Source organism: Mucilaginibacter calamicampi, from assembly GCF_042676765.1.
GTDB classification, from domain to species: Bacteria; Bacteroidota; Bacteroidia; order Sphingobacteriales; family Sphingobacteriaceae; genus Mucilaginibacter; species Mucilaginibacter calamicampi.
The window spans coordinates 802747-823945 of sequence record NZ_JBHTHU010000001.1 but is presented as its reverse complement, the minus strand read 5'-3'; the positions used below and the strand labels follow the sequence as shown (position 1 = coordinate 823945).

Sequence of the window (21199 nt, the reverse complement as noted above, 5' to 3'; positions counted from 1 at the left end):
CAAGTTGTTGTTTATTAATTATTTATAAAATGTAAATGTTCAAAAATGCAACGCTTTGCAACAGACATATTCGTCTATAAGTTTAGCTGTAAAATTGTTTTATATGCCTTATAATCAAATAATTAAAATCGCAAAAATTACCCGTTTTTTTGCGGTGCTTTGCAACACCAATATTGTAAACAAAAAAGCCCGGCGCGCGGCCAGGCTTTTTTGTTACCCACCGCTCAGTTGTTGGTCATAAGACACAACAACGGCGGACGCGCGGAACACCAACAAGGGCGAAAGAAAAACAACTTTTTTGATACACTACCCCTTACTTGCTTTAATTTCTACAATACCATCAATTTTATTGCCCTCTCCAAATAATATAGCTCTATTGAAGTCGTCAATTAAGTTGTATTCAACAAAATTTTTATTTTTTAATTTATCAACATCATAAATTATAAAATATCTATATGAGGAGGAGGTACGGGTCTTATAAGTTCCCTTACTCTTTCTCTGGCAGTACAATACCCGCCCTGAAGTGTCGCATATAAAAATTTGATGACCTGAAGAACGTATCTTTATGTTAAATACAATTTTTTGATTCGGCCAAGCTGCTATTTTCGACTCCTTTTCCATAAATCGTTTGTCGAAATTAAAGGTACCGTCTTTATTTAATGATGGCGGGAATGGAGTGTCCTGCTGAGATAATTGCGAAGACAAAGGCATTTCCAAAATTTGGCCGTAAGAATTTAACGAAATAATGGTTAATATAATCGAGAGAATGTTTTTCATTTTGCTATTTATTTAAAAGACTGATTATACGTATTAATAGCTGATTGAGTTAAAGTATTGATAGGGCCAGAAGTAGGAGTTGTTCTTTGAATAGAATTCCCCGTTACTGTAAAACCATAGTTCAAAGAATATAGCGGAACTATCGATCCGTTTTTATTTATACCCACAAGGGTTAACTGGGCAGCAAAGGAACCCGATTGATTTGCTGGCCCATCATTAAAAAAAGCAGTGAATGTCGTGCCAACATACTGTGGGTTGTGTGTAAAGGTACCTAGTTGATAATTATAATTAGAAAAACTACGCGCCTCTTCTTTTGAATAATATAATGGATAATGGGATTTTTCACCATCGACATATAGAGCTCCGTTATTTACCCTTGGAGAGGAAACAACCTGAATCCAATTATAACTAGAATAGCCTTGTCCAGTGCTATTAAATCCAACGTTTATTTGCATACCTAACGCTCCATTGTATTTACCTGAGCCATATTTTATACCAAAGTAATCGGTAACAGATAGACCTCCCCCCTGATTGGCCCCTCCCGGTTTCGGTGTGCTTTTAATGTTAGCCTGTGCGAGTAATTCTCCCTTAATTGGATTACCATCATCATCTATACCGTTGTCTTTCTTAAAGGCACCCACAGCATTCTCTAATGTGCCGTCACCATTCATATAGGCTCTTAGAAAATCCGCTGCTGTGGTGCCTTTGAGCGTAAGAGTGCCATTAGTAACACTGTAGCCGCTAGCTGTCCCTCCAGCCTTTCCAATAGAACTAGCCTCTTGAGCCGCCTGGGCTAAAAATGCCTTCCATCCATTCGCCATAAACGAATCACCTCTGCTATTCATGCGTCCGCCAACGGCAGCGTTCGCCGCCTGACAACCCTCACATCCATCCCAAAGCATGCTGGGCTCAACATACGGCTTCAACTTATCCCCCAGCGGATCATTAAACATCACCGGATTATTACCACTATAGTTGTACCCAGTTAAAGACTCCGCCGCTTCCGCCATCGGGTCAAGGCTTACAAACCTCCCCAGCGCCTGGTCATAATTTCTAAAGAACGTGTTGTAATAGTCGGGCAAGTTACTAAAATCATTTTGCCATTCCGAGCCGCCGTTGTACAGGTTTTTGTTAGGTTGGGCGGGTGTACCTACCGGGCTGGTGGCAAACGTTAACCCAAACGCGTAGTAGCTATTCTCCTGCGTCACAACTGCCTGCCCGCTGCCATTGTCGCGGAAAGTAATTCGCGCGTTCCCCTGCTGATCGGCTATCACAAACTCCGGTGTAAGCGTACCGCTAACGTTCACCACCCTTCCTTCGGGGATAGCAAAGTAAGCCAGTGTACTGTTCTCGTAAACAAAGCCGTCTATATAGTCTGTGGTCTTTTGCAGGGTAGCATTATCATAGGCTTGCTTGCGCAATAGTTGCCCGCCGCTGTCATAAGTATACCTGATATACCGGTTGGTAGCCGTTGTAATGGTTATGGTATCGGGTCGGTTAAGTACATTATAAGTTACCGTTAAACCCTTGTAGGGGTCGGCAGTAAGGTTACCGCTGCTATCGTAACTGTAGTCAGCACTGCTGCCTGTCAGATTCCTAAACCCATACGATACGTAATTGGCCCCCACACCATCCACCACTTTCTTCAGCCGGTTAGGGTTATTGGTATCATAGGTATAAGCCAGGTCATCTACCTGTGTGTTGGATGATGCACCTACAGATGAAGAGTTGCGCTGCAAGGTCAGGATGTTGCCGTTATCATCATACGTAATGCCACCCTCGTTAAAGCCATTGTTGTTAATATTAAAACTGCCCGTACTTGTGCTGCCTCTTTCTGCGTAGGTGCCGCTATTCAACCGGTTCAATACATCGTAGCTGTATTTATAACTGCGCTCGTTGGTTTTTGTGCCGTTGGCATTGCGGGTCATCCATTTAACCGCGCTGATGCGCCCGCTCCATTGGGCGGTATTGCCTACATTGGCATCTACGGTATTATACAATATATCCGCACCAAAAAGGTCGTTAACATCGTTATTGGTTACGCCGTTATCGTCTATAAGCTTGCTGTTGTTGATGTTAACCATTTGCCCCCGTATGTTATAGCGGTAATCAACCGCCTGCAGGTAATTGGTTTTTATTGTAGCCGTAAACGTTGATCCCGATGCCGCCGCAAAATCAGGCGATAGAGTAATGCTGTTCTGCGCTACCACATTCAGCGTCTGCCCAGAAGCCACGCTCTGCGCCGTACCCAAAGTAACATTGTAAGGGATGCTGCCGGTATTTACCTGTTTAAGGTTTTTCTTTACCAGCTGGCCCAGTTCGTTATACTCATAAGCCGCTACCCGCATAACCGATCCGCCGTTATAGCTTTGATCTACGGCCGTGGCGCGGTACATATGGTCGTAACTAAACGTGCTGAGCACCGTGGTAGTAGCAGACGAGACCACCTTACTAACTTTAGCAATTTTGGTCACCCCGGTAAAGTCGGGCACATTGGTGGCAATATCACTTACCGCGCTGGTGAGCTGGTTATTGCTCTGCACCTGTATGCTGCTGCCGTTCTTATCATAAAACATCACCCTGATAAGCCAGTTGCTGATTGCGCCCACCGTGCGGCTGCGCAGCATGGTGGGGATACCCCGCAGCATAGCGGTAGGCGTAGCTTCGCCGCTCAGGCCCTGTGCCTGGTAGCTGTAATCGGCTGTGCCGTTGCCATCCAGATCGTAATTATCAAAATAGCTGTAAGCCAGCGGATCGATCCCCGATGTGGGGAACACTGTATTAGTATAATACCCCGTACCCGAAGTGCTGTTGCGGCTCTCAAACCAGGTGCTGCTGTAACTCAGTCCGCTTACATAACTCTGCATGGCCGATAAACCCACATGCGTAGCATCGGTATAAACACCCTGACTTATTGGATTGTCCTTCGCATCGTATTTAATGTAGTTCCACTGGTTAGCCGCGCGGAGTTTGTTATCCTGTACCAAAACAGGGCGCTCCAACGGATCGTAAACGGTATACAACATAATACCGCCCGGCAAGGTTTTCTGCACCGCGCGGGCCCGGTTATCATATTGGTAGCTAAATATCAGGTTGGCTATAGCGGTTTGGGCCAGGCTCCAGTTACCACTGGCTTTCATCAGCGTTATTGCTTTGGGCGGCAATACATTGCGCAGGGTGCCTGCCTCGTTGTAAACGTAATAGGTGTTAATATAGGTGCCCGCACCGCTGTTTTTCAGCTCCTTTTTTAAAACGTTTTGTCCACTGTTATTAGTAAAGCTTAATATGCGCGCGCCGTCCTCGTCTATCGCGTCAACCACTTGCAAATTACCTGCTGTGTAATAGCCTGTATTCGCACCGGCGGTGCTCCATATTATTACGCTATCGGCTACAGTATTGGTGCGGTAGCTAAGGGTTTTGTAGTGCTGCCCGCTGCCTGGCTCAAAGCCATTGCCCACACTGCCGGCCCTTAACAAACGCTGCAGCGGACTGTTCTCAAACACCTGCCGCGCATACAAACTATCGTCATTAGCTACTTTGGGGCTGTTAGCATAAAAATAAGCCTGCGCCGTTAACGGACTGGTTTGAAAACTGCCATCGCTGGTGGTGGCTGTATAAGGCAGGTAGCTTTTATTTACCTGCCCAAGGTTATCATAAAACACAGCCTGCACCATATCCTTTTTTAGCGGACTGGCTTGTATGCCTATGGTTTGTATGGTGCGGCCCAGGCCGTCAACATAATTGCGGCTGCTTATTTTTTGCGAGTCGGGCAGCGATATTACGCCACCTTCGGTAGTAACGCCGGCTACTTTTACTTTATCGGTTTGTGTAAAAGCGGGTGTTTGCGCCAAGGCGGTGAGGCCCATGCTGCATGCAACTATGGCAAGCACGCATTTTTTGTATAGCTTACTTACATGCATGGCTCGTCGTGTAAAGTTATGGTTAATGTGTTGCCGCTTGCCAGGCTTACCAGTACCGCGGGGTACTTATCGTGCTGCTGTGGCTTATCAAGGCAGTTAAATGCGGTGCCGGTATCTACCGAAACACTGCCTATGGTGCCGTTTGTTCTTACGATGGCGTTGTAGGTGCCCGCGGCTATCTTTACCGTGCCCGTTGCCAATTGGGTGGCGTTGAACGAGTATTTTAACACGTTAGATTGATACAAGCCCAGGCTGTTGAGCGAGCCGCCTGTTGTGGTTTGATTGGAATATAATACCGGGATAATATCCGTAGGCGGAGGCGGAGCGGTAGAAATAGTAACTGGTTGTGTATTAGATTTTGTACCAAACCCCGGTGCATTTACTGTTAAAGTAACATTGTAATTTCCTGTATGGGCATACGTATGCGTTTGTGGGTCGGCAGTGTTAACTGTAACCACACTTGTACTGTCGCCAAAATCCCAGGTATAGCTTACACCAACAAACTGGCAGGTATTATAATTGGCAGCAGGGGAAAATGCTACAGGCTTACCCGCATATGGGCTTTCCCACGACCAACTAAACCCCGGTTCTAAAAACGGCCCATTTTCGCTGTAATGGTATGATTGCCGGTTTGTTATCTGTTTATCCTGATCGTACACCAACTCCGGCCTTGCCAGTTCATCCGATACAAAATAGCGGGCTACGCCATTGGTATTGGTCTCGGCTATTTTGGCTTTGGTTACCCGGTCATAATCAAAAGTAACAACTTCGGTATTTTCGGGATAGAAAAGTACATCATCAATAGGTACCGCGCTTGCGCCCATGTTTTTGAAGTTAGCCGTAAATGTGGTTGACAAGGCGCTTACCGGCACTTTTAGCTCGTAATATTTCCACACCCCGGCCGTGCTGGTAAAGTTTATGGTGTAGGTATGCGGCACATTGTCTGATCCTTTTAATACCAGATCGATACTACCACTGCCCGCAGGTTTCATCCATAACGAGAAGATGTAATTTTGGGTGATGGTATTTTTTGTAATTATGCGGGTAAACTCGTCACCTGCAGCAAGCGACAGCGTTTGCGATGCCTGCACCGGTCGGCCTGTGGTTGCGCCAAGCGCCGAAGTAACCTTCTGGAATGCCACATTTTCTGAAGGCCACTGATAGGTATAGTAACCTAACTCATAGGCCGTCGCATTGGATGCTGACAGTATAGGCAGATGGTTGGTGATGCTACTTACACTGGTTTGTACGCGTTTGTGGTTATCATCGCTGGTTTGCAAAAAGCCGTAACTGTCGTAAATCAGGTTATTGCTGTTAACAATGTACCTGCTATCATTTACAAACAAGCCCGATGTTATGGTTGAAGGATTGAAGCTTGAAACGCCATCCTGATCAAAAAAACTCAAGGTTTGCGCAGGTAGATTAAGCGTGTTTGCACCAAATGTGAAAGGTTTAAATTTTACTAATCCTGCCGATGTAACTTTACTAACACCTCCTTTTACCAATTCGGTGCGGTTTTCTATAGGCGTATTTACATTTTGCTGCTGCAGGTTATACAATGCGGTAACATAATCGTCGTTTGGTGTAGTTATTACATAATCTTTGCTGTATTTAATGTAATTGTTTTGTACTGTTCCGTCGCTTTTGGTTGATTGCGTTTGCGTTGGCAGTTTATGATAAGCGCTGGCATAAAAATAACTTTCGCTGGTTTGCTGCGATAGCGTGGTTGAGTTCAAATCGTATACCCTATTAATAACCTGTTTGCTCAATTCGCTAGCCGATGTGTAGATGTTGTATTTTAGGTATGACATTACCGTAGCGTCATAATCGTACTTAAAAGCGGTGGTGACCTCGGGTGTTCCGGTGCGCACATAAGTGTATTCAGATTCGCTTACCTTGTTATTCGCGTCGTTATAAGCGGTTACCTTTTTTAGCAACCTGCGTTCAAAATCATAGTTCAGATTAGGGGCAAAGGGATAGGTGGTAATAATGCTGCTTACAAATCCTGCGGCAAAACATCCGGGCCCGGCCACATATACCAGGTTGGGTTTCCAATCGTCGGTAGTGCAGCCATCACATGATGGGTGTGCTGTGGCATCGTAATTTGTAGCAGGCAAAAAGTACTCATACAAGGTTTTACCGGCTCCGGTTTGAGATAAGGTAACATGGCTGTATAAAATAGAATGATCTTCGTTTGAAAGATCCAGCTCAGACCGTACAGTTGAAGCCGTCCACTTATCCGCTGTCGTCCCTCCGCCTGTGTAAGGCCTCGTAAACGCAAACAATGGCAGGGTTACGGGCTTACCACTCGTTGCGCCGGTCGCCGGGTTGGTATAAGCGTAATTTCTAACAATGTTTCTGGCAACATCAATACCATCGTAAACCTCTACCGTTTTAACACGTACGCCTCCGCCTTTTACAGCTATACTCCCTGTGGGGTCATAAAAATCATTTGATTCGTATTCAATGGTTGTACTGCCGTTATTATAATAGGTTATCTGTTTAAGGGCACCGGCGTTAATGGTATTGATATCTGCCCTTCTGTCGCCGCCGTTGATGGTGTAGGGATAGTCTGTGCGAGGGTTGTCGTCGGTATAAACCTGGTAACGTTGCAACAGCGTATTTGAAGGGTTTACTATTAAACCCGGTGCCAGCGTAGTAACGTTAACTCCGCTTTGATATCCCCAGTAATCAATCTTTTTTGAAGTAGAATCCTGTAAAATAGTGGTGTACTGCCCGCTGGCAAGTGTTTCGCCGTAGTAGGAGAAATTATATTCAAAGGGCGAGTCGCACATGTTTGATTTAACATTTCTCAGAAAAAAGCGGTAGTAATCTGTACCCGAAGTAAAAACCGGACTATAGTTTAACAGGTACTCTACAGCGTTAATGGAGATCATTTTCACCATGGGTACAGATGTTCTGTAATTATCAGCGTAAGAAAACGAGATGGTATTCGTTCCACCTTTTATATACGACAATATTTGTGGCGAGCTAGTTGTCTCTATCCAATACTGCGTGGTTTTACTTGTACTGCCGATGTACAGCTCTAGCGGGATTTTGGATGCCTGCTCCAGGCCGGGGTCGTAAGCAAAATTAACAGCGTTGCCATTTATATCGGTAACAGTGTTCAGCGCCCATGATGCCGTGTAGTTTATGCCATATTTATACTGATAATATTCATTTTTAAAATATGATATGCTGCTCTCTGGAATGGTAATTGCACCAGATTTATTGGTAGTCTTTCGTATCGCGTTACTGCCGTAGCTGAATTTATATACCGTACCGCTACTGTTAACTACCGTGAACAGGAAAATGGCACCATTACTTAAAGTGTCATAGGTAATTTTTAAATCCTGATAAGGAATGGTTTTAATAACATGGCTGTTGTCAAACACAAACTGGCACGAAAGACCAGGGGCACTTACATTAAAAACATCCGGCTCGGTATCAGAAAGATTAGCGAAGTTATTATGAATATTAGTGCTGTCTGTAACCTCGTTGGTGCAATTAGGCGAGCCTGTATTTGCAAGCGTAAGGCTGTTAATAATGGTTCCGTTACTGTTATGTAACCAGCCTACGCGGTTGTTTCCGGCATTGTCTTTTCTAGCGTCATCCGGCAGTCCCCTTAACTCGCGGGTTATTTGTCCGCCACCGGTAACGTGCCAACCTATGCCGGCACTACCTTCAACATCTTTAACCCTAACGCCATTGCCGCTGGTGTAAACAAGGCTTACGGAAGCCGAGACGCCTCCATTGCTAACGCTACCTATTGGTATTCCTACATTAATTGACCCGTCCGACGGATCAACATTCACAGCGTTTTGTTGAGCAAAAACAGGCTGAATGCCCGGCAGTAAAACGCAAATTAATAAAATGAAATATCTGAATTGCATAGTTCAGGTTTTAAGTACTCACGAAGGAATTACTTGCCGGCTAAGGCATTAAGCTGCGCATTTATCTCGTCAATCTGTTTTTGCTGCAAACGGTTTATTTTTTGCTGCTCTTTTACTTGCTCATCCTTTTTTATAAGGTATAACGTGAGTTCCTCCACCTTCTTCAAAAGCAGCCGGTTCATCTCGCCAAGATCAACGCCATTTGTGTGCACGTCATTTGCTGAAGGCATATCAGGCAGGTGCCGGTTTTTGTCGATATAGGTTTTTACTTCCGCAAGAGTTGGCAGCTTGTAGTCTTTGAGAAATACGAAATCGGGCCAGCTGCCGCTAGGCATTACATTCATGGATGTGGCGATGGCTGCGCCATTGACGGCGAGCTTGTAATCGTTGGGAACATACGTCGTGCCGATACCGACGTTACCATTAGTTGGATCTATTATCAGTTTAACAACCCCATATTGAGAAAAGCTAAATCCCTTCCCTGCAGGGTTTAAGAACCCGAAGTAGTTTCCATTTGTTGCTCCTGTGGCATCAACACCCGTTTGTAAATAAGCAGGGCCGGACCATGAACTGGAAGTGAGGGCAAGATATGGTGCTGATCCCTTAAACTCCGAATTGCCCACAATAGTTAGCTTTTCTGAAGGGCTCGTCGTGCCTATGCCAACTTTGCCAGAAGAGTTTATGTGCATTGAAGGAGTAACTCCGCTAATTGCGAACGAATGAGATGAGGCCATCTGCACATTGTCAATAAATGCCCCTGCATTCCTATTATAATAAACCGAGGTAACCGCGTTGGAAGGATCTCCTACAAGATTGCCCGGCCCAATTTCCAAACCCTCATTTCCATTGTTTGATACAGTAAGTTTTCGCGGAGGAGTATTTGTGCCCACCCCAACATTACCTGTGTTTGAGTTGTAAATGTCTGTTCCAGAAGTAGTCCATTGGGCAAAAGCTGGGAGTGTTAGTACTGCCGCAAGAATGCATAAAAAAAACTTTCTCATGTTGGTTGATTATTGTTTAGGATGTTGTTGTAATAGGCCTTTCTTCACTTGTTTTATCTGCTTTTGTAATGATATAATGATTTGTTGGTGCGTGTCTAATTGCTGATCCTTTTCAATCAAATAGAGCGTCAACTCCTCAACTTTCTTCAGCAGCAGCCGGTTCATCTCGCCGAGGTCAAGGCCGTTGGTGTGCACTTCATCCGCCGACGGCATGTCGGGTAGGTGCTGGTTCATGTCAATGTAGTTTTTAACTTCTGTCAGTGTGGGGACCTTGTAGCCTTTTTTGAATACGAAGTCAGGCCAGGTGCCGCTGGGCATTACATTCATGGATGTGGCGATGGCCGCGCCATTGACGGCGAGCTTGTAGCCTCTTGTGTCAGTGGTTCCGATGCCGACGTTGCCCGCATTATTAAGTGAAAGTATTTTATTGGAATCATATCCTGTTGGGTCTGATGTGGGTATTGCCATATAGGCGTAACTCGGTGTGGTGCCACCACCCAAAACGCCGAAAGCTCCGCCGTCGGTTCCATTGGAGCCGCTGGAATTTACAATCCGCAAAGCCCGCGCCCATCCGCCGCTGTCCCCCCCTAATCCGATATCAACTGTGTATGGGCTTGTTTGGAAATCGTAATTCCCATTGTAAACCTGGAGTTTTCCCGCTGGGGTGGTTGTACCTATTCCGACATTTCCTGAATTGTAATAAATGTTGCTTCCCGAGGTAGTCCATTGAGCATAGGAAAACTGCAACGCAGCAGACAGCGCGATGAGGGTTAAAGAGGTTTTTTTCATTGTGACAGGTTAGGTTTGGTAATTGATAAACATAGGGCTACGGGCAGGGTTAAACCAGCCAGTAACTAATTTGTTAAAATATGCTAATTAAGCAGTAAAGACCAAATCTTTACTATCTATATATGGCAAGGTATTTTAATAGCGTTACTCTAATCTAAATACTCTTTTCGATAAAACAAAATATTTGATCGGATCAATCCATTATTAAATCGGAACCATATCGCTCTTGCTGCGCGACGCCGTTTATTACGGCAGCCGCCGATCCAAATCCGTCATGCATAACAGCGACTATCATTCCGCAGCCGAATGGCAAGCTGCCATAGACCACTAACCTTCCACTAACGAAACCAACACTACCACCAAAATCCTCACGTCAACCCATATTGAACAAAGTCAATATTTGTAAAAACTTTGATCATAAACCCATTTTATCATCTATCCATCTAATCAGGCCGTCTTTCAGTTTATTTAAGAATACGGGCACGTCTTTCTTTCTACGGGTGATGTCAGTGAATTTGTGGTAGTATTCTTTAAGTTCGAACTGGAAGATGTGTTCGAATATCGTAACGAGTTCGGCGATGTCAATGTTGCCGTTGTTGACGGCGCCGGCGGATTTGAGGGCGTAGATGAGCTCGATGGCGTCGGTTTGGGTGGCGGTCCAAGCGGGGTGTTTGAAGGGCTGGATCAGCGCGGCGGGGTCCGCGTTGAGTCGCGTGAGTTCGCGGTTAAGGTATTCCTGGAATTGTTCGTTGGCCATAATCTTGCTGAGTTTGTAGTCGTGAGAGGTGGAATACTGTTCATCTTCTTCAAAATCTTCAAGCTCGGCGTGTACGTCAAAGCCTCCCCGGGTATAATACAAATCGTCCAACTGGGTCATACCGGACCGGTAATAGGCATAGAAGAGCCGGTTATGGTCAAAAAAAGTCTTGACTTCATCAAGGTGCATGTTGATATAATCCTGCTGGATGGTTTCGCTGCCGACGGGCCTCTGTACCAGGAAATTGTAAACATTGATGAAGTAAATGTATTTGCTGTAAAACCGCGGCTTGATGTGCTTGAAAAAGTTGATTTCTTCTTCGGTGTTTTCAAAAGCGTAGCTGCTCACATAATTTTTGAGCTTGGTCATGGCTTTTTTGCAGATGAGTACGGAGGCGCGGTAATTTCCAAGGGTAGGTTCACTGACCTCTGCCAGCTGGTTTTCAAGCGCGGTGCCGAACCGCTCGGTGAATGTTTTCATATCGGAAAGAACGTTTTATTGGTTCTGGCCACCATTTTCTGCAGCATGGCCCGTACGGCAAATGCGGTGAACTGGTCGGCACTATAATACAATTTATTCATGCTGCTATAGGAGATATTCTCCTGTTTGCGGGTTTTGAAATGAGCGCAGAAAAAGCGCAGCACGCCGGCGATCTGCTGCGTGGCAATAAAATCTTCTTCCACCAGCAGCCGGATCAGCAGGGCCAGCTGCGCTACCGTAACATGCAGGGCGATCTTCTGCTCCGCTTCGGTTTCCTCCTGAATCAGTAGGAAGAGCCAGGTTGCTGTTTGTTCGGAGACGGATGGCAGCGCGGGGTCATATGCCAGGCCCGTGGCATGAGGCATAGCCCTGGCGTTAATTAGCTGACTTTTTAAGAATATCATGCGCTCCTTTGCTCCTTTAGCCCGGATTTGTTGTTCCAGGCGCGCCTGATACCATTTGCAAAATCCGCTGTGGTTAAAGTTCATCCTGCAAAGCATATCGATCCAACGCTGCTGATCCTCAGCTGCCGCCACGACGGCATCGCAAAAAGCGAAAAAATAGTCCTGCTCCCGATAGGTTAGGTGGGTCGCATGTTCTATTTCATCCAAATATTCGAGCAGGAACTGCCCGGCGATAGCACCGCGAACTGACGCTCCGGCAGCTTTTATTCGCTGACGAATTCCGGGCATCGCGGCACGAGGGATCTTGGTATCGGGATCCAGGTGAGCTTTAAAATGACGCAGGAGAAAATCATTCAGTTCCAGCGCGCTGGCCAGCAGCGCGGGCTCGTGAGAGCCATCTGCTATCTCCAGCAGGAGCTCCTGCTGATAGCGAACATACCGCCTGGTGATCTCCTCTTTTTGGCTGAACAATACCCGTAACCATGCATCCCGGATCCGGCGGCATTCTTCCTTTAAACGCGGCCCCCCTCCCTGACCGTCAACCCATGCTGCCAACACTACCAACTCATTCCTGAGCATATCTCATTTCCCGTTCCTGCCCTGCACCGGACTTACTCTGCTCATGGTCGTCGTTACGGTGATCATCGTATTGGTCGGGTCACCCCCGGTCTCCGTGGGCAGTTTGCCAGCGGTAGCGGCACTAAAACGGTAAAGCTTTGTCGTTTTTTTTAAGAGTTTGTTTTTCATCGCGGTAACTTTTTACTCAAAAAAATAGTACAAGTAGGTGACCAGCAACTTTATTACACACATGGCGCTTTGCTGTAGACAAATAACAAGAGATGAACAGGAGTTTGCAGTTTTCATCGCCGATCTATAAACATATCCTGGGCTGGGCGATCTTCATCACCTATGAAGTGACCTTCGTGCGACTCAGTGTCGGACACTCGGGTCCCCTGCTGAACTATTTCTGTTACTATACACTGAATATCGCGCTGTTTTATTTCAATGCGTATGCTTTGCTCGCGTCTGCGCAGCGCAGGAGGCTGCCTTACCTGGCGATCATTCTTTTAATGCTCCTGGAACTGCTGGTATACCTCGTTTTGAAGTACTTGATGGACGGATGGCTGGCCTCTGCCCCTGACCCGCTTTCCTATATCCGGAATTTGCTCGTTCCCAATCTTTACCGGGGCATCCTATTTGTGGGCTATAGTACGCTCTACTGGTCGGTCATTAGTGCGATCATTTACCAAAGAAAAGCTTATGAGACAGAGCGGGCGAGACTGGTCACTTTAAAGGAAAAAGCGGAATTGGAAAAGAACCTGGCGGAATCGGTGAATGCTTATCTTCAGCAGCAGATCAATCCGCATTTTCTTTTTAATACGTTAACGTTCATTCATAACACCTATTACAAATATTCACGGGAAGCTTCCCGCTGCGTCATGCTGTTGTCCGACATTACCCGTTTTTCATTTGAAGATGTCGGCAGCAAGGGCAAAACCCTACTGGCGAAAGAGATCGAGCAGATCTATAATTTTATTGAACTGAATAAGATTCGTTTTGACCACGAGCTTTGTCTCCGGGTGGAGATTAAAGGCGAATTTGAAAAGCAGGAGATCATCCCGCTGATCCTGATTACGCTGACAGAAAATATATTCAAATACGGCTACCTCAAAAATAAAAGCGCCCCGGCCAGACTGTCTATTGACCTGAATGAAGCGGGGGAACTGCATTTTGAAAGCTGGAACCTTAAAAAGCATGAACCGGCGAACCGACGCATCCGCGCTATCGGCATCCGGAACACCATTAAACGCCTTGAATACAGCTATCCGGACCGTTACATTCTGGATATCCGAAATGAACCCGACAGCTACCAGCTCAATTTAAAGATATGCCTATGAAACAGACCTGTTATATTGTCGATGATGAATTGCACGCGGTGGAAATGCTAATCACTTACATCGCGCAAACTGAGGGGTTGGAACTGGCCGGTTATTCGACCAACCCGCTGGTCGCATTGAACGAGGTCACGGGTGATAATCCGCCTGATGTTACTTTCCTGGATGTCGAAATGCCGGAATTGTCGGGCCTGGATTTCACGGAACTGGCAGGCTCCCATACCCGGATCGTGCTGACCACCGCTTATCAGGAGTTCGCTGTCGCCGCTTTTGAAAAGGAGGTGTTTGATTACCTGCTGAAGCCGATCAGCTACACCCGTTTCCGCAAATGCATCCAGCGGATCGAGCGCAGCAACAAAACAAAGGCGCACCGGGAAAAGCGGGATTTCTTTTATGTTAAATCCGACATCAAGGGGAAAGCTGTAAAAGTTCGCGTTAATGATATTATTTATGTTGAAGGCGCTCTGAATTATGTGAAGATCCACCAGGCCAAAGGCGCTATCCTATCTTACCTGACGCTTAGCGAAATGCTGCAGTACCTGCCGGCGGAACAATTTTCGCGGATCCACCATTCCTTTATTATCAATAACGAAAAAATAACAACAATAGAAGGTGGACGGGTCACGCTGGAAGGGCATATTTACGTGACCTTAGGGAGATCTTATAAAGAGACCTTCCTGGCGCAAATGAGCCAAAGTTTGCTCAAATCCAAACGTCAGCCTTAAGGGCGCGCGGTGACCGATAACGCGTGCTTGTACAGGCAGAAATAAAGGATCAGTTCCTGTTCGCGCTGCCGGTCCGCAAATATCCGGTTGAGGTGCATGTGGATCAGGTCGGCGAGTAAGCCCGTCCTGCGCGTCCTTGTAAACCCTGTCGTCGCTTTTAAAAGATGGTTCATCTTTTCCGTGAAAAGGCGGACAGGCTCATCCAGCTTCAAGCGGCTGTAATAGCGCTTGTCCTGTAAAAGTTGACCGATCTCTACTTTAAGTTCTCTGTACTTCTGATCGAGTTGGACCTTATTGGTCGCAAATTCGTTGTAAGCATGGGTGATTTGCTTCAGGAATGCCAGTTGATCGCCCTCGTCGGGGAAAAAGTGTGTCAGCATATCGTTAACGGAGATGAACGCCAGGCTATGGTACGTGTATGGAAAGGGCTTTGACCCGGAAACTTTCAGGTAGGCCATTACGAGCGCACTGCTGCCATAAAAGAATTCTTCTACTTTTTCCATGATATCTGCCCCGTACCGTTCCAGTTCCCGGTAATAGGTAGCTGCCTGGTATTCCCTGAGTACAGGCTCAGTTGCCAATCGCCTTTTGATGCGTTTCAGGAGCGAACCCAAGGCGCTCTCTTTTACCCGGAGCCGCAGGCGGATGTGGTACCCGTTGTCTTCATAACGAATAAAAAACCAGGAGATCCAATCCAATTGTTGCAATAAGGGCATTACCTTTTTTGTAAGCAAATTATTGGCCATGGCCGGGTTCACGTACAGCTTCAGGTAGAGCCATTGGCTGCCCAGGCCATAAGCCGTCTGCAGGTGACCATACGAAGGATTGTTCTCTGCCGGAACCGCGGTATAAACCCGACCTTTATGCGCCAGGAAGGCGATGAACTGGTTAACGAGCACTTTGTCACCCCCTGCTTTAACAGCCTGCGCAGGCACCAGGTATTCCTGCAGCACGGCGTGGTCAAGTCCCTTCAGACAGTCCAGTAAAAAAGCAACGTCCGCCGCTTCGTCCAGCCGGAACACCAGTTGCTGATCCGCCTTGCTTAAGGCGACAACGGCAGGCAAGCGCAAGGAACTTCGCACCAGATCCCAATTGCCTTGTAACTGCTTCAATTCGTTTGAAGTAAGATGCCACGTAGCGAGCGATAAGATGGCTTGGCGGTACACCACTCTGGGGTAAAAACGCATGCCTGGAAAGAAGTCCTCCAGACTAAAAGAAAAATTTCCCTGGATGCCCTGGTACTGCAGGTCGCAGAGTAAGCGAAACACCGCGAGGCTGTTCCGGCTGTAATTATAGGCGGAACTCAATCGGGGGATCACTATTTTGTTTAATGACCGGGATTCCAGTACCAGCTCTTCTCCCGCGACCGATAACCATAAGTCGGAAAGGGCGATCTGTTGTTCCTGCGGAAGCGTCGAAACTGTATTAACCGGGATCTCATAGTCATAAACCCCTGCTCTGCGGTTGATATTATCCGTATGGGCATCGGAGCGTTGGCCGAGTTCGGCGAACAATACACCGGGATTGGCGCTTTGCTCCTCCCTCGTTATTTCCATGCCTAATTCATGCGCTTCCCTGCTCCAGCTGGTGAAACGCCCGATCAGCGCTGTCGCGGAAGCGCCGCCAACCGACTCCAGATAAATGCCTTCCTGCGCTATCCTGAAAAGAACGGGCAGGGATGGCGGCAACTTTACCCCCTGATCCGGAAGCATCTGCAGGTCTTCCTCCGTCAAACAGATCGGGTCATAACCATTATGCCATTTGCGCAGCAGTAAGCGGTGGACGGCCGACCAAGGCACCTTACTATCCTGTTCATCAACTGTTGAAAATATCACATCGCGCAACAGGGTTTCGTCCGTGACCGCTGCGGTAAGCGCACCATAACCAATTCCGGCGTCCGGGTCAAGCGCCAGCAGTAAAGGTACCTTTTGCCGGTCAAAACGCGCTTTAAAATCACGAATGAACTGAACCAGGAGCGTTGGCGGTACGGGCGCTACCAATTTCTTCAGCGTATTAAAGCCATCCCGGATCACTGGCTGATAAGTAAGGCTAAGGGAACCCGAATGTATTTTGCGCTCCATACCCGCATAATATGTGCCTGCCTTATACCCTGGTAACAAAGTTTTCAGTTCAGCCCCCAGCTCAGTAATTTCCGCAAGGCTTACGGCTTTAGCCAGCAGCGCTGAAAGCTTTATTTTAAGTGAGCTGTCGGGAACTTCGGGATGCTTGAGCAGCCGCCGGAGGTAATCCTCGCCGATGATATTCGGCGCGGTAAGCGGCAGCAGCAGCTCCGTATCCACCAGGAAACGCAGATAATCTATAGCCGCCTCCTGATCACAACCCGCCGCTTCCCTGATCAAAGCGGTTATTTCAGTTCCTTTTCGCACTTCATTATCGAACAGCCGATCTGTTAATGCTGAACGCGGCAGTGCCTCCAGTTCAAACTCCGGCTTTTTTTCATACAGCGTTTTGATGAACCTGCGTTCTTTGCCCAAAGTATACGACAGCGGATGGCGCAGGAATGAAACGCCCGTCAGGTCCCGTCCACGCAAAGCGTCTGACAGGTGCAAACCCAGGTCCTGATCCACTTCTAAGTGCAGTACGCCCAACTTTTTACCTGTCAGCCGAAGTTCCGTATTCTTTCCCCATGTCGTCATGGTAAAAGAAGCAAAACAACCGAAGGGTGTCGGTCGGAACGACATGCGGTTATAGTAGCGCAGCAAACTCAGCCGCTCCTTTTCCTTCAAAGATCCTATCTCAAAATCTTTTTTCGCGGTGACTTCCCACAAACCCTGACTCGCCAGGTACAACGCTGCCTGGAAAAACGGGTCCCGCAGCACCTCCCCTAACTTTTCCGGCGCATAGTCCCGGAAAGCATATACCGGACAACGTAACATGAGCTGCGGCAGAAATTCCATCCGGCAAAAAAACGTAAAGCCAGCCGACCCGGCTCAGGGGTAGAGGGTAGTAAGAAAACGGCTGAGTTGCCAGAGCCGCTATGTAGCCAAAATCATTAAATGGCGGCTTTATGCCTATAAATCCTGCTACCCGATTACTACTGTTTGCGCATCTTTTATAATTGTTACTTTGATAGACCATGAAAAAAGACAACCTCATCGCCCTATGTATAGCCCTGATCGTGCTCCTTTTTACCTACACCGGGGTCGGTAAGCTTTTGGATTATGATCAGTTCGTCTTCCAGATGCGGCTCGCTCCATTGCCCTTAATGATCACTATCGCACCAGTACTGGGCATCGCGGTCCCGGCGGTTGAATTGCTCATCGCTGCGGGCCTGCTTACCGGACGTTACCGGACCCGGGCACTTTACACCACTATAATTCTATTAAGCAGTTTTGAGATCTACATTGCCGGTATGCTATTGACGGGTCGCCACCTCCCCTGCACCTGCGGCGGCATTATTTCCAAAATGGGCTGGGGCCAGCACCTGTTGTTCAACCTTTTATTCATTGGCATCGCAATTGCCGCCATCATAATGATCAAGAACTTCTCGCGCGGATAAGCAGGTAGACCGTTGCCTGGAACGAACGGAATTATTAATCTACAATTTTTAAAATTATGAAAAAGTTTAAAACAGTCCTTTTGGGTGTGGCCTTACTGGCAGGTATTTCAGGCGCAATCGCAACCAAAGTTCAGGCGACGCCAAAAGCGGACGAGGACCGGTATAACTGGACCAGCAACAGCAATGCACCCAGCCATCCGAATGCATCGCTGCCCAACGCGACGATCGGAGAAGCAAAAGCCAATTTTGGCTGTTCAGGTGGCGGCGCCACCTGCGCCGACGGCGTAGATCCTAACGAGGTACTGGATCCTGTTACGATCCAATTGAACTAATGATTAAGGGAGGGGGACGGATCCGCCTCCCTTAATTAAAGATCAGAGAGAATGACTACGGGATATAGCCCCGTTTTTAACTGAAACGACAGACCGAGTTGCCTACCGAGGCATTTTTCCAGGTGCACCTGGTCCGTGTAAAGCATTTCATTGTCGCCCAGCGGAATGGATGCTGTGATCAGATTGGATGCTTTTACAGTATTCACGTAGGGCTCGTTTCGCGGCGATACGTTTCTTTTATAGGTCCTGTCGGCAATCCAGTCCAGTAAACGATCGAGGGATATATTTTTGATGACCAATTGATCCTTTACCACCCCCAGGTAATATTTATCGTCCGGCGCGGGCATGGGCTGCAGTACCGGCGCGTCTTTCGTACAGGTAACTTCGCAGATCCGGCGTTCCTGCATTTCGGTGAAGGACCTGATCTTCAGGTTCAGTTCCAGGTCACTGATCACATGTTTGAAAAATAAGCTGTCGGCCACCGGTTCAGGGGTTGTCAGTTCATAGGAGAAACCATGCGTTCTGTCCCATTCCTCATTCGAAATACCTTTGTATTTGTCCGGATCGATACCCGCCCCAGGCCAGTAAAACCGGGACCTGTCCCTTGTCCTCACCTCCAGCAAATAGGGATTGTCATCCAGCCCCGGCATTTGATAGGCCTTCCAGAACAGATGGACAATCCGGGTATTAAAACCAAAAAAGCGCTTCGCATGCGGTCGCCCGAATTTGCTGCTGCTGACTACGGTCCCGCTGAGCTCTACGCCGGGAATTCTTCTACTGAAGATGGATCGGAATTCCAGCAGGGAATCCGGGATATGCATCGGTTTTAAATAGTCGAAGGGGACTTCCGCTTTAACATACATGGTGTTTTCCGGGTTTTCCAGGAAAGCCTTGATATTTTTCGAATTAAGGTCGTCCCCGCCGGTGATGGCCTTAACCATACCTTTGGAATCGATCCATACGTTATGGGGCAGCGCCTGGTGAAAGAAGAGTTTTTGAAAGTATTTATCATCCGCGATGAACTTTAACTTGGGATGGGTCAGTTCGGGATGCTTTTTTAAATAGGCCGCTATTACCTCTTCGCTTTCATAAGCTACGCAGAGCATTTGTACCTGGTCGTTATAACTGTCTATTGACCTGGCCATTTTCTCCATTTCCACCTGGCATGGCGCGCACCAGGTCGCCCAGAAGTTTATGATCAGCAAACCGTTCCGGTAGAGTTCGCCCGGCATGATCTTTCCTCCGGCAATCGCCACCTCAGGCAACTTATCGTTGATCTTTAGAGGCCGAATTTCCTGGGCACCGGCAAATACCGGGATTGCCCATACCATCAATAAAAGTTTTTTAATAGCCTGCATTTTGAATCAGATTAGGGTTTCTGGTGATGTCGGTTAAAGGGATAGGTAGTCTTGCGCCGGTCGGCTGCCAGGTGGCTTTGGCAGCCGTCATTATAGTTTGGAGCCGCCCGGTCCGTTTCATATCCAGGAAACGGTCGCAGTTTTCAAAAAACAGTTCATGTTTCCGCTCATCGGCTATGCTTTCCAAAGCATCATGCTGTGCAATGAACTGCACGGCAGGCAAACCCGCCCGCTGCCGCACGACATTCAGGTCCTCCGCCGCGCTTCCTGCCCCGTTCAGTTTGCCGAGCGAGGCCCTTGCCTCCGCCCTGATCAGGTATTGTTCAGCGGCGCGCAGGATCATCAGGTTTTCCGGAGCCGTTGTATTGGCCACCCTGTTCTTATATTTGTAAGGATAACGGTAAGTGGTTGTCAGGCCGGATACTGTGGTAGCCGATGTACCGATCCAGTTGCTTTTGCGCAGGTCCCCGGGAGCGAAAGAAGCGTAAAAGTTATCCGTTAAATAGTACCCTGCCGCAACAGTAGCGAAGGAAGGGATCACCGTTCCCGCCTCGGTCGTGCAACCGTTCTGGGAGCCCAGCTGAAGAATACCCTCTTTACCGGTCGCTTTAAAAGCACCGGTAATATTGTCGAGCGGTGTATACATACCGGTATTCAACACCTCCGTTGCCCTATTTTCGGCACCGGCCCAGTTGCGCTGGTATAAAAACACCCGAGCCAGCAGCGCAGCGGCACAGGCTTTGTTCGCCCTGATCCGCCCCGTACCTGGGTAAGCCACCGAGAGCTCCTCATGCGCGCTGTTCAGGTCGGTGAGCACCTGCGCGTAAACCGCGGCGGAATCGCTTTGAACGGCCTTGCTGCTCAGGTTCACATCCGTTACGGTAATGAGGGGAACGCTGCCGTAAAGATTGATCAGGTAAAAGTAACAATAGCCCCGCAGGAATTTCGCCTCCGCGCGCACCTGCCTTTTGAAGCTTTCCGGTAAAATATTTCCGGGGCCTAATTGTTCCAGTATCATATTGCACTGGTATACAGCAGTATAAAGATTGCTCCAGTTGCCTGTATTGGCGACCTCCCCGGCGCTCAGCCGGCTCTGGTTCCAACTCTGATCCACACCGGAGATCATACTCTCGTCCGTATAAGCGGACAGGTAGCGGTTGGAGAGCGGGTATTGCTGGTTCTCCAGCCCGGCGTAAACGCTGAACAAAGCGGATTTCACGCTGACCGAGTCCGAAAATACCTTATCTGTCGTCAGCTGGTTCTGCGGCGTCGGTACATCCAGCATGCGTTTGCAGGCCACGTTCAGCAGCATACAAGTGATCAAAAGCAGTATTATAAAGTTTTTCAT

14 protein-coding genes are annotated in these 21199 nt (G+C 47.7%); 4 read left to right on the top strand and 10 right to left on the bottom strand.

Translation table 11 applies throughout. The annotated features are described in order from the left end of the window. Positions 1 to 306 precede the first annotated feature (306 nt). From ACFQZS_RS03755 to ACFQZS_RS03725, 7 genes are all read right to left on the bottom strand, one after another. Positions 307 to 777 (bottom strand): hypothetical protein, encoded by a 471-nt coding sequence (locus ACFQZS_RS03755; protein ID WP_377097428.1) that lies wholly within the window; start codon positions 775 to 777, stop codon positions 307 to 309. A gap of 8 nt (positions 778 to 785) precedes the next feature. Continuing rightward, on the bottom strand, positions 786 to 4697 hold the full coding sequence (locus ACFQZS_RS03750; protein ID WP_377097426.1) for a DUF6443 domain-containing protein: 3912 nt from the start codon (positions 4695 to 4697) through the stop codon (positions 786 to 788). Further along, a complete protein-coding gene (locus ACFQZS_RS03745) occupies positions 4688 to 8590 on the bottom strand; it encodes a PKD domain-containing protein (RefSeq protein ID WP_377097424.1) in 3903 nt (1300 codons plus the stop codon). Before ACFQZS_RS03745 ends, ACFQZS_RS03750 begins: the two co-directional genes overlap by 10 nt. Positions 8591 to 8619: 29 nt before the next feature. Continuing rightward, on the bottom strand, positions 8620 to 9591 hold the full coding sequence (locus ACFQZS_RS03740; protein WP_377097423.1) for a flagellar export protein FliJ: 972 nt from the start codon (positions 9589 to 9591) through the stop codon (positions 8620 to 8622). Between the two features lie 9 nt (positions 9592 to 9600). Further along, positions 9601 to 10380 (bottom strand): hypothetical protein, encoded by a 780-nt coding sequence (locus tag ACFQZS_RS03735; protein WP_377097421.1) that lies wholly within the window; start codon positions 10378 to 10380, stop codon positions 9601 to 9603. Between the two features lie 415 nt (positions 10381 to 10795). Further along, the gene (locus ACFQZS_RS03730) at positions 10796 to 11617 is read right to left on the bottom strand and encodes an RteC domain-containing protein (protein ID WP_377097419.1); all 822 of its coding nucleotides are present in this window, start codon (positions 11615 to 11617) and stop codon (positions 10796 to 10798) included. After that, positions 11614 to 12600: a hypothetical protein gene (locus ACFQZS_RS03725; protein ID WP_377097417.1), complete on the bottom strand. Its 987-nt coding sequence runs from the start codon at positions 12598 to 12600 to the stop codon at positions 11614 to 11616. The genes ACFQZS_RS03730 and ACFQZS_RS03725 overlap by 4 nt, the downstream gene beginning before the upstream one ends. Positions 12601 to 12860: 260 nt before the next feature. Between ACFQZS_RS03725 and ACFQZS_RS03720 the strand changes: the two genes are divergently transcribed. Together ACFQZS_RS03720 and ACFQZS_RS03715 are read left to right on the top strand one after the other, a co-directional pair. After that, on the top strand, positions 12861 to 13919 hold the full coding sequence (locus ACFQZS_RS03720; RefSeq protein WP_377097415.1) for a sensor histidine kinase: 1059 nt from the start codon (positions 12861 to 12863) through the stop codon (positions 13917 to 13919). Further along, positions 13916 to 14641, top strand: a complete 726-nt coding sequence (locus ACFQZS_RS03715) for a LytR/AlgR family response regulator transcription factor (RefSeq protein WP_377097414.1) — start codon at positions 13916 to 13918, stop codon at positions 14639 to 14641. Before ACFQZS_RS03720 ends, ACFQZS_RS03715 begins: the two co-directional genes overlap by 4 nt. Here ACFQZS_RS03715 and ACFQZS_RS03710 read toward each other — a convergent pair. Beyond that, complete coding sequence (locus ACFQZS_RS03710; RefSeq protein WP_377097412.1) at positions 14638 to 17559, bottom strand: lantibiotic dehydratase; 2922 nt, start codon at positions 17557 to 17559, stop codon at positions 14638 to 14640. The genes ACFQZS_RS03715 and ACFQZS_RS03710 overlap by 4 nt on opposite strands. Positions 17560 to 17738: 179 nt before the next feature. Here ACFQZS_RS03710 and ACFQZS_RS03705 point away from each other — a divergent pair, with 179 nt between their 5' ends. Both ACFQZS_RS03705 and ACFQZS_RS03700 read left to right on the top strand, forming a co-directional pair. After that, entirely contained in the window at positions 17739 to 18161 is a 423-nt protein-coding gene (locus ACFQZS_RS03705; RefSeq protein WP_377097411.1) for a MauE/DoxX family redox-associated membrane protein, read from the top strand. Between the two features lie 56 nt (positions 18162 to 18217). After that, the gene (locus tag ACFQZS_RS03700) at positions 18218 to 18493 is read left to right on the top strand and encodes a hypothetical protein (protein ID WP_377097409.1); all 276 of its coding nucleotides are present in this window, start codon (positions 18218 to 18220) and stop codon (positions 18491 to 18493) included. Positions 18494 to 18528: 35 nt separating this feature from the next. Here ACFQZS_RS03700 and ACFQZS_RS03695 read toward each other — a convergent pair whose 3' ends face one another. Together ACFQZS_RS03695 and ACFQZS_RS03690 are read right to left on the bottom strand one after the other, a co-directional pair. Beyond that, complete coding sequence (locus ACFQZS_RS03695) at positions 18529 to 19851, bottom strand: TlpA family protein disulfide reductase (protein WP_377097408.1); 1323 nt, start codon at positions 19849 to 19851, stop codon at positions 18529 to 18531. Beyond that, positions 19838 to 21199: a RagB/SusD family nutrient uptake outer membrane protein gene (locus ACFQZS_RS03690; protein ID WP_377097406.1), complete on the bottom strand. Its 1362-nt coding sequence runs from the start codon at positions 21197 to 21199 to the stop codon at positions 19838 to 19840. The genes ACFQZS_RS03695 and ACFQZS_RS03690 overlap by 14 nt, the downstream gene beginning before the upstream one ends.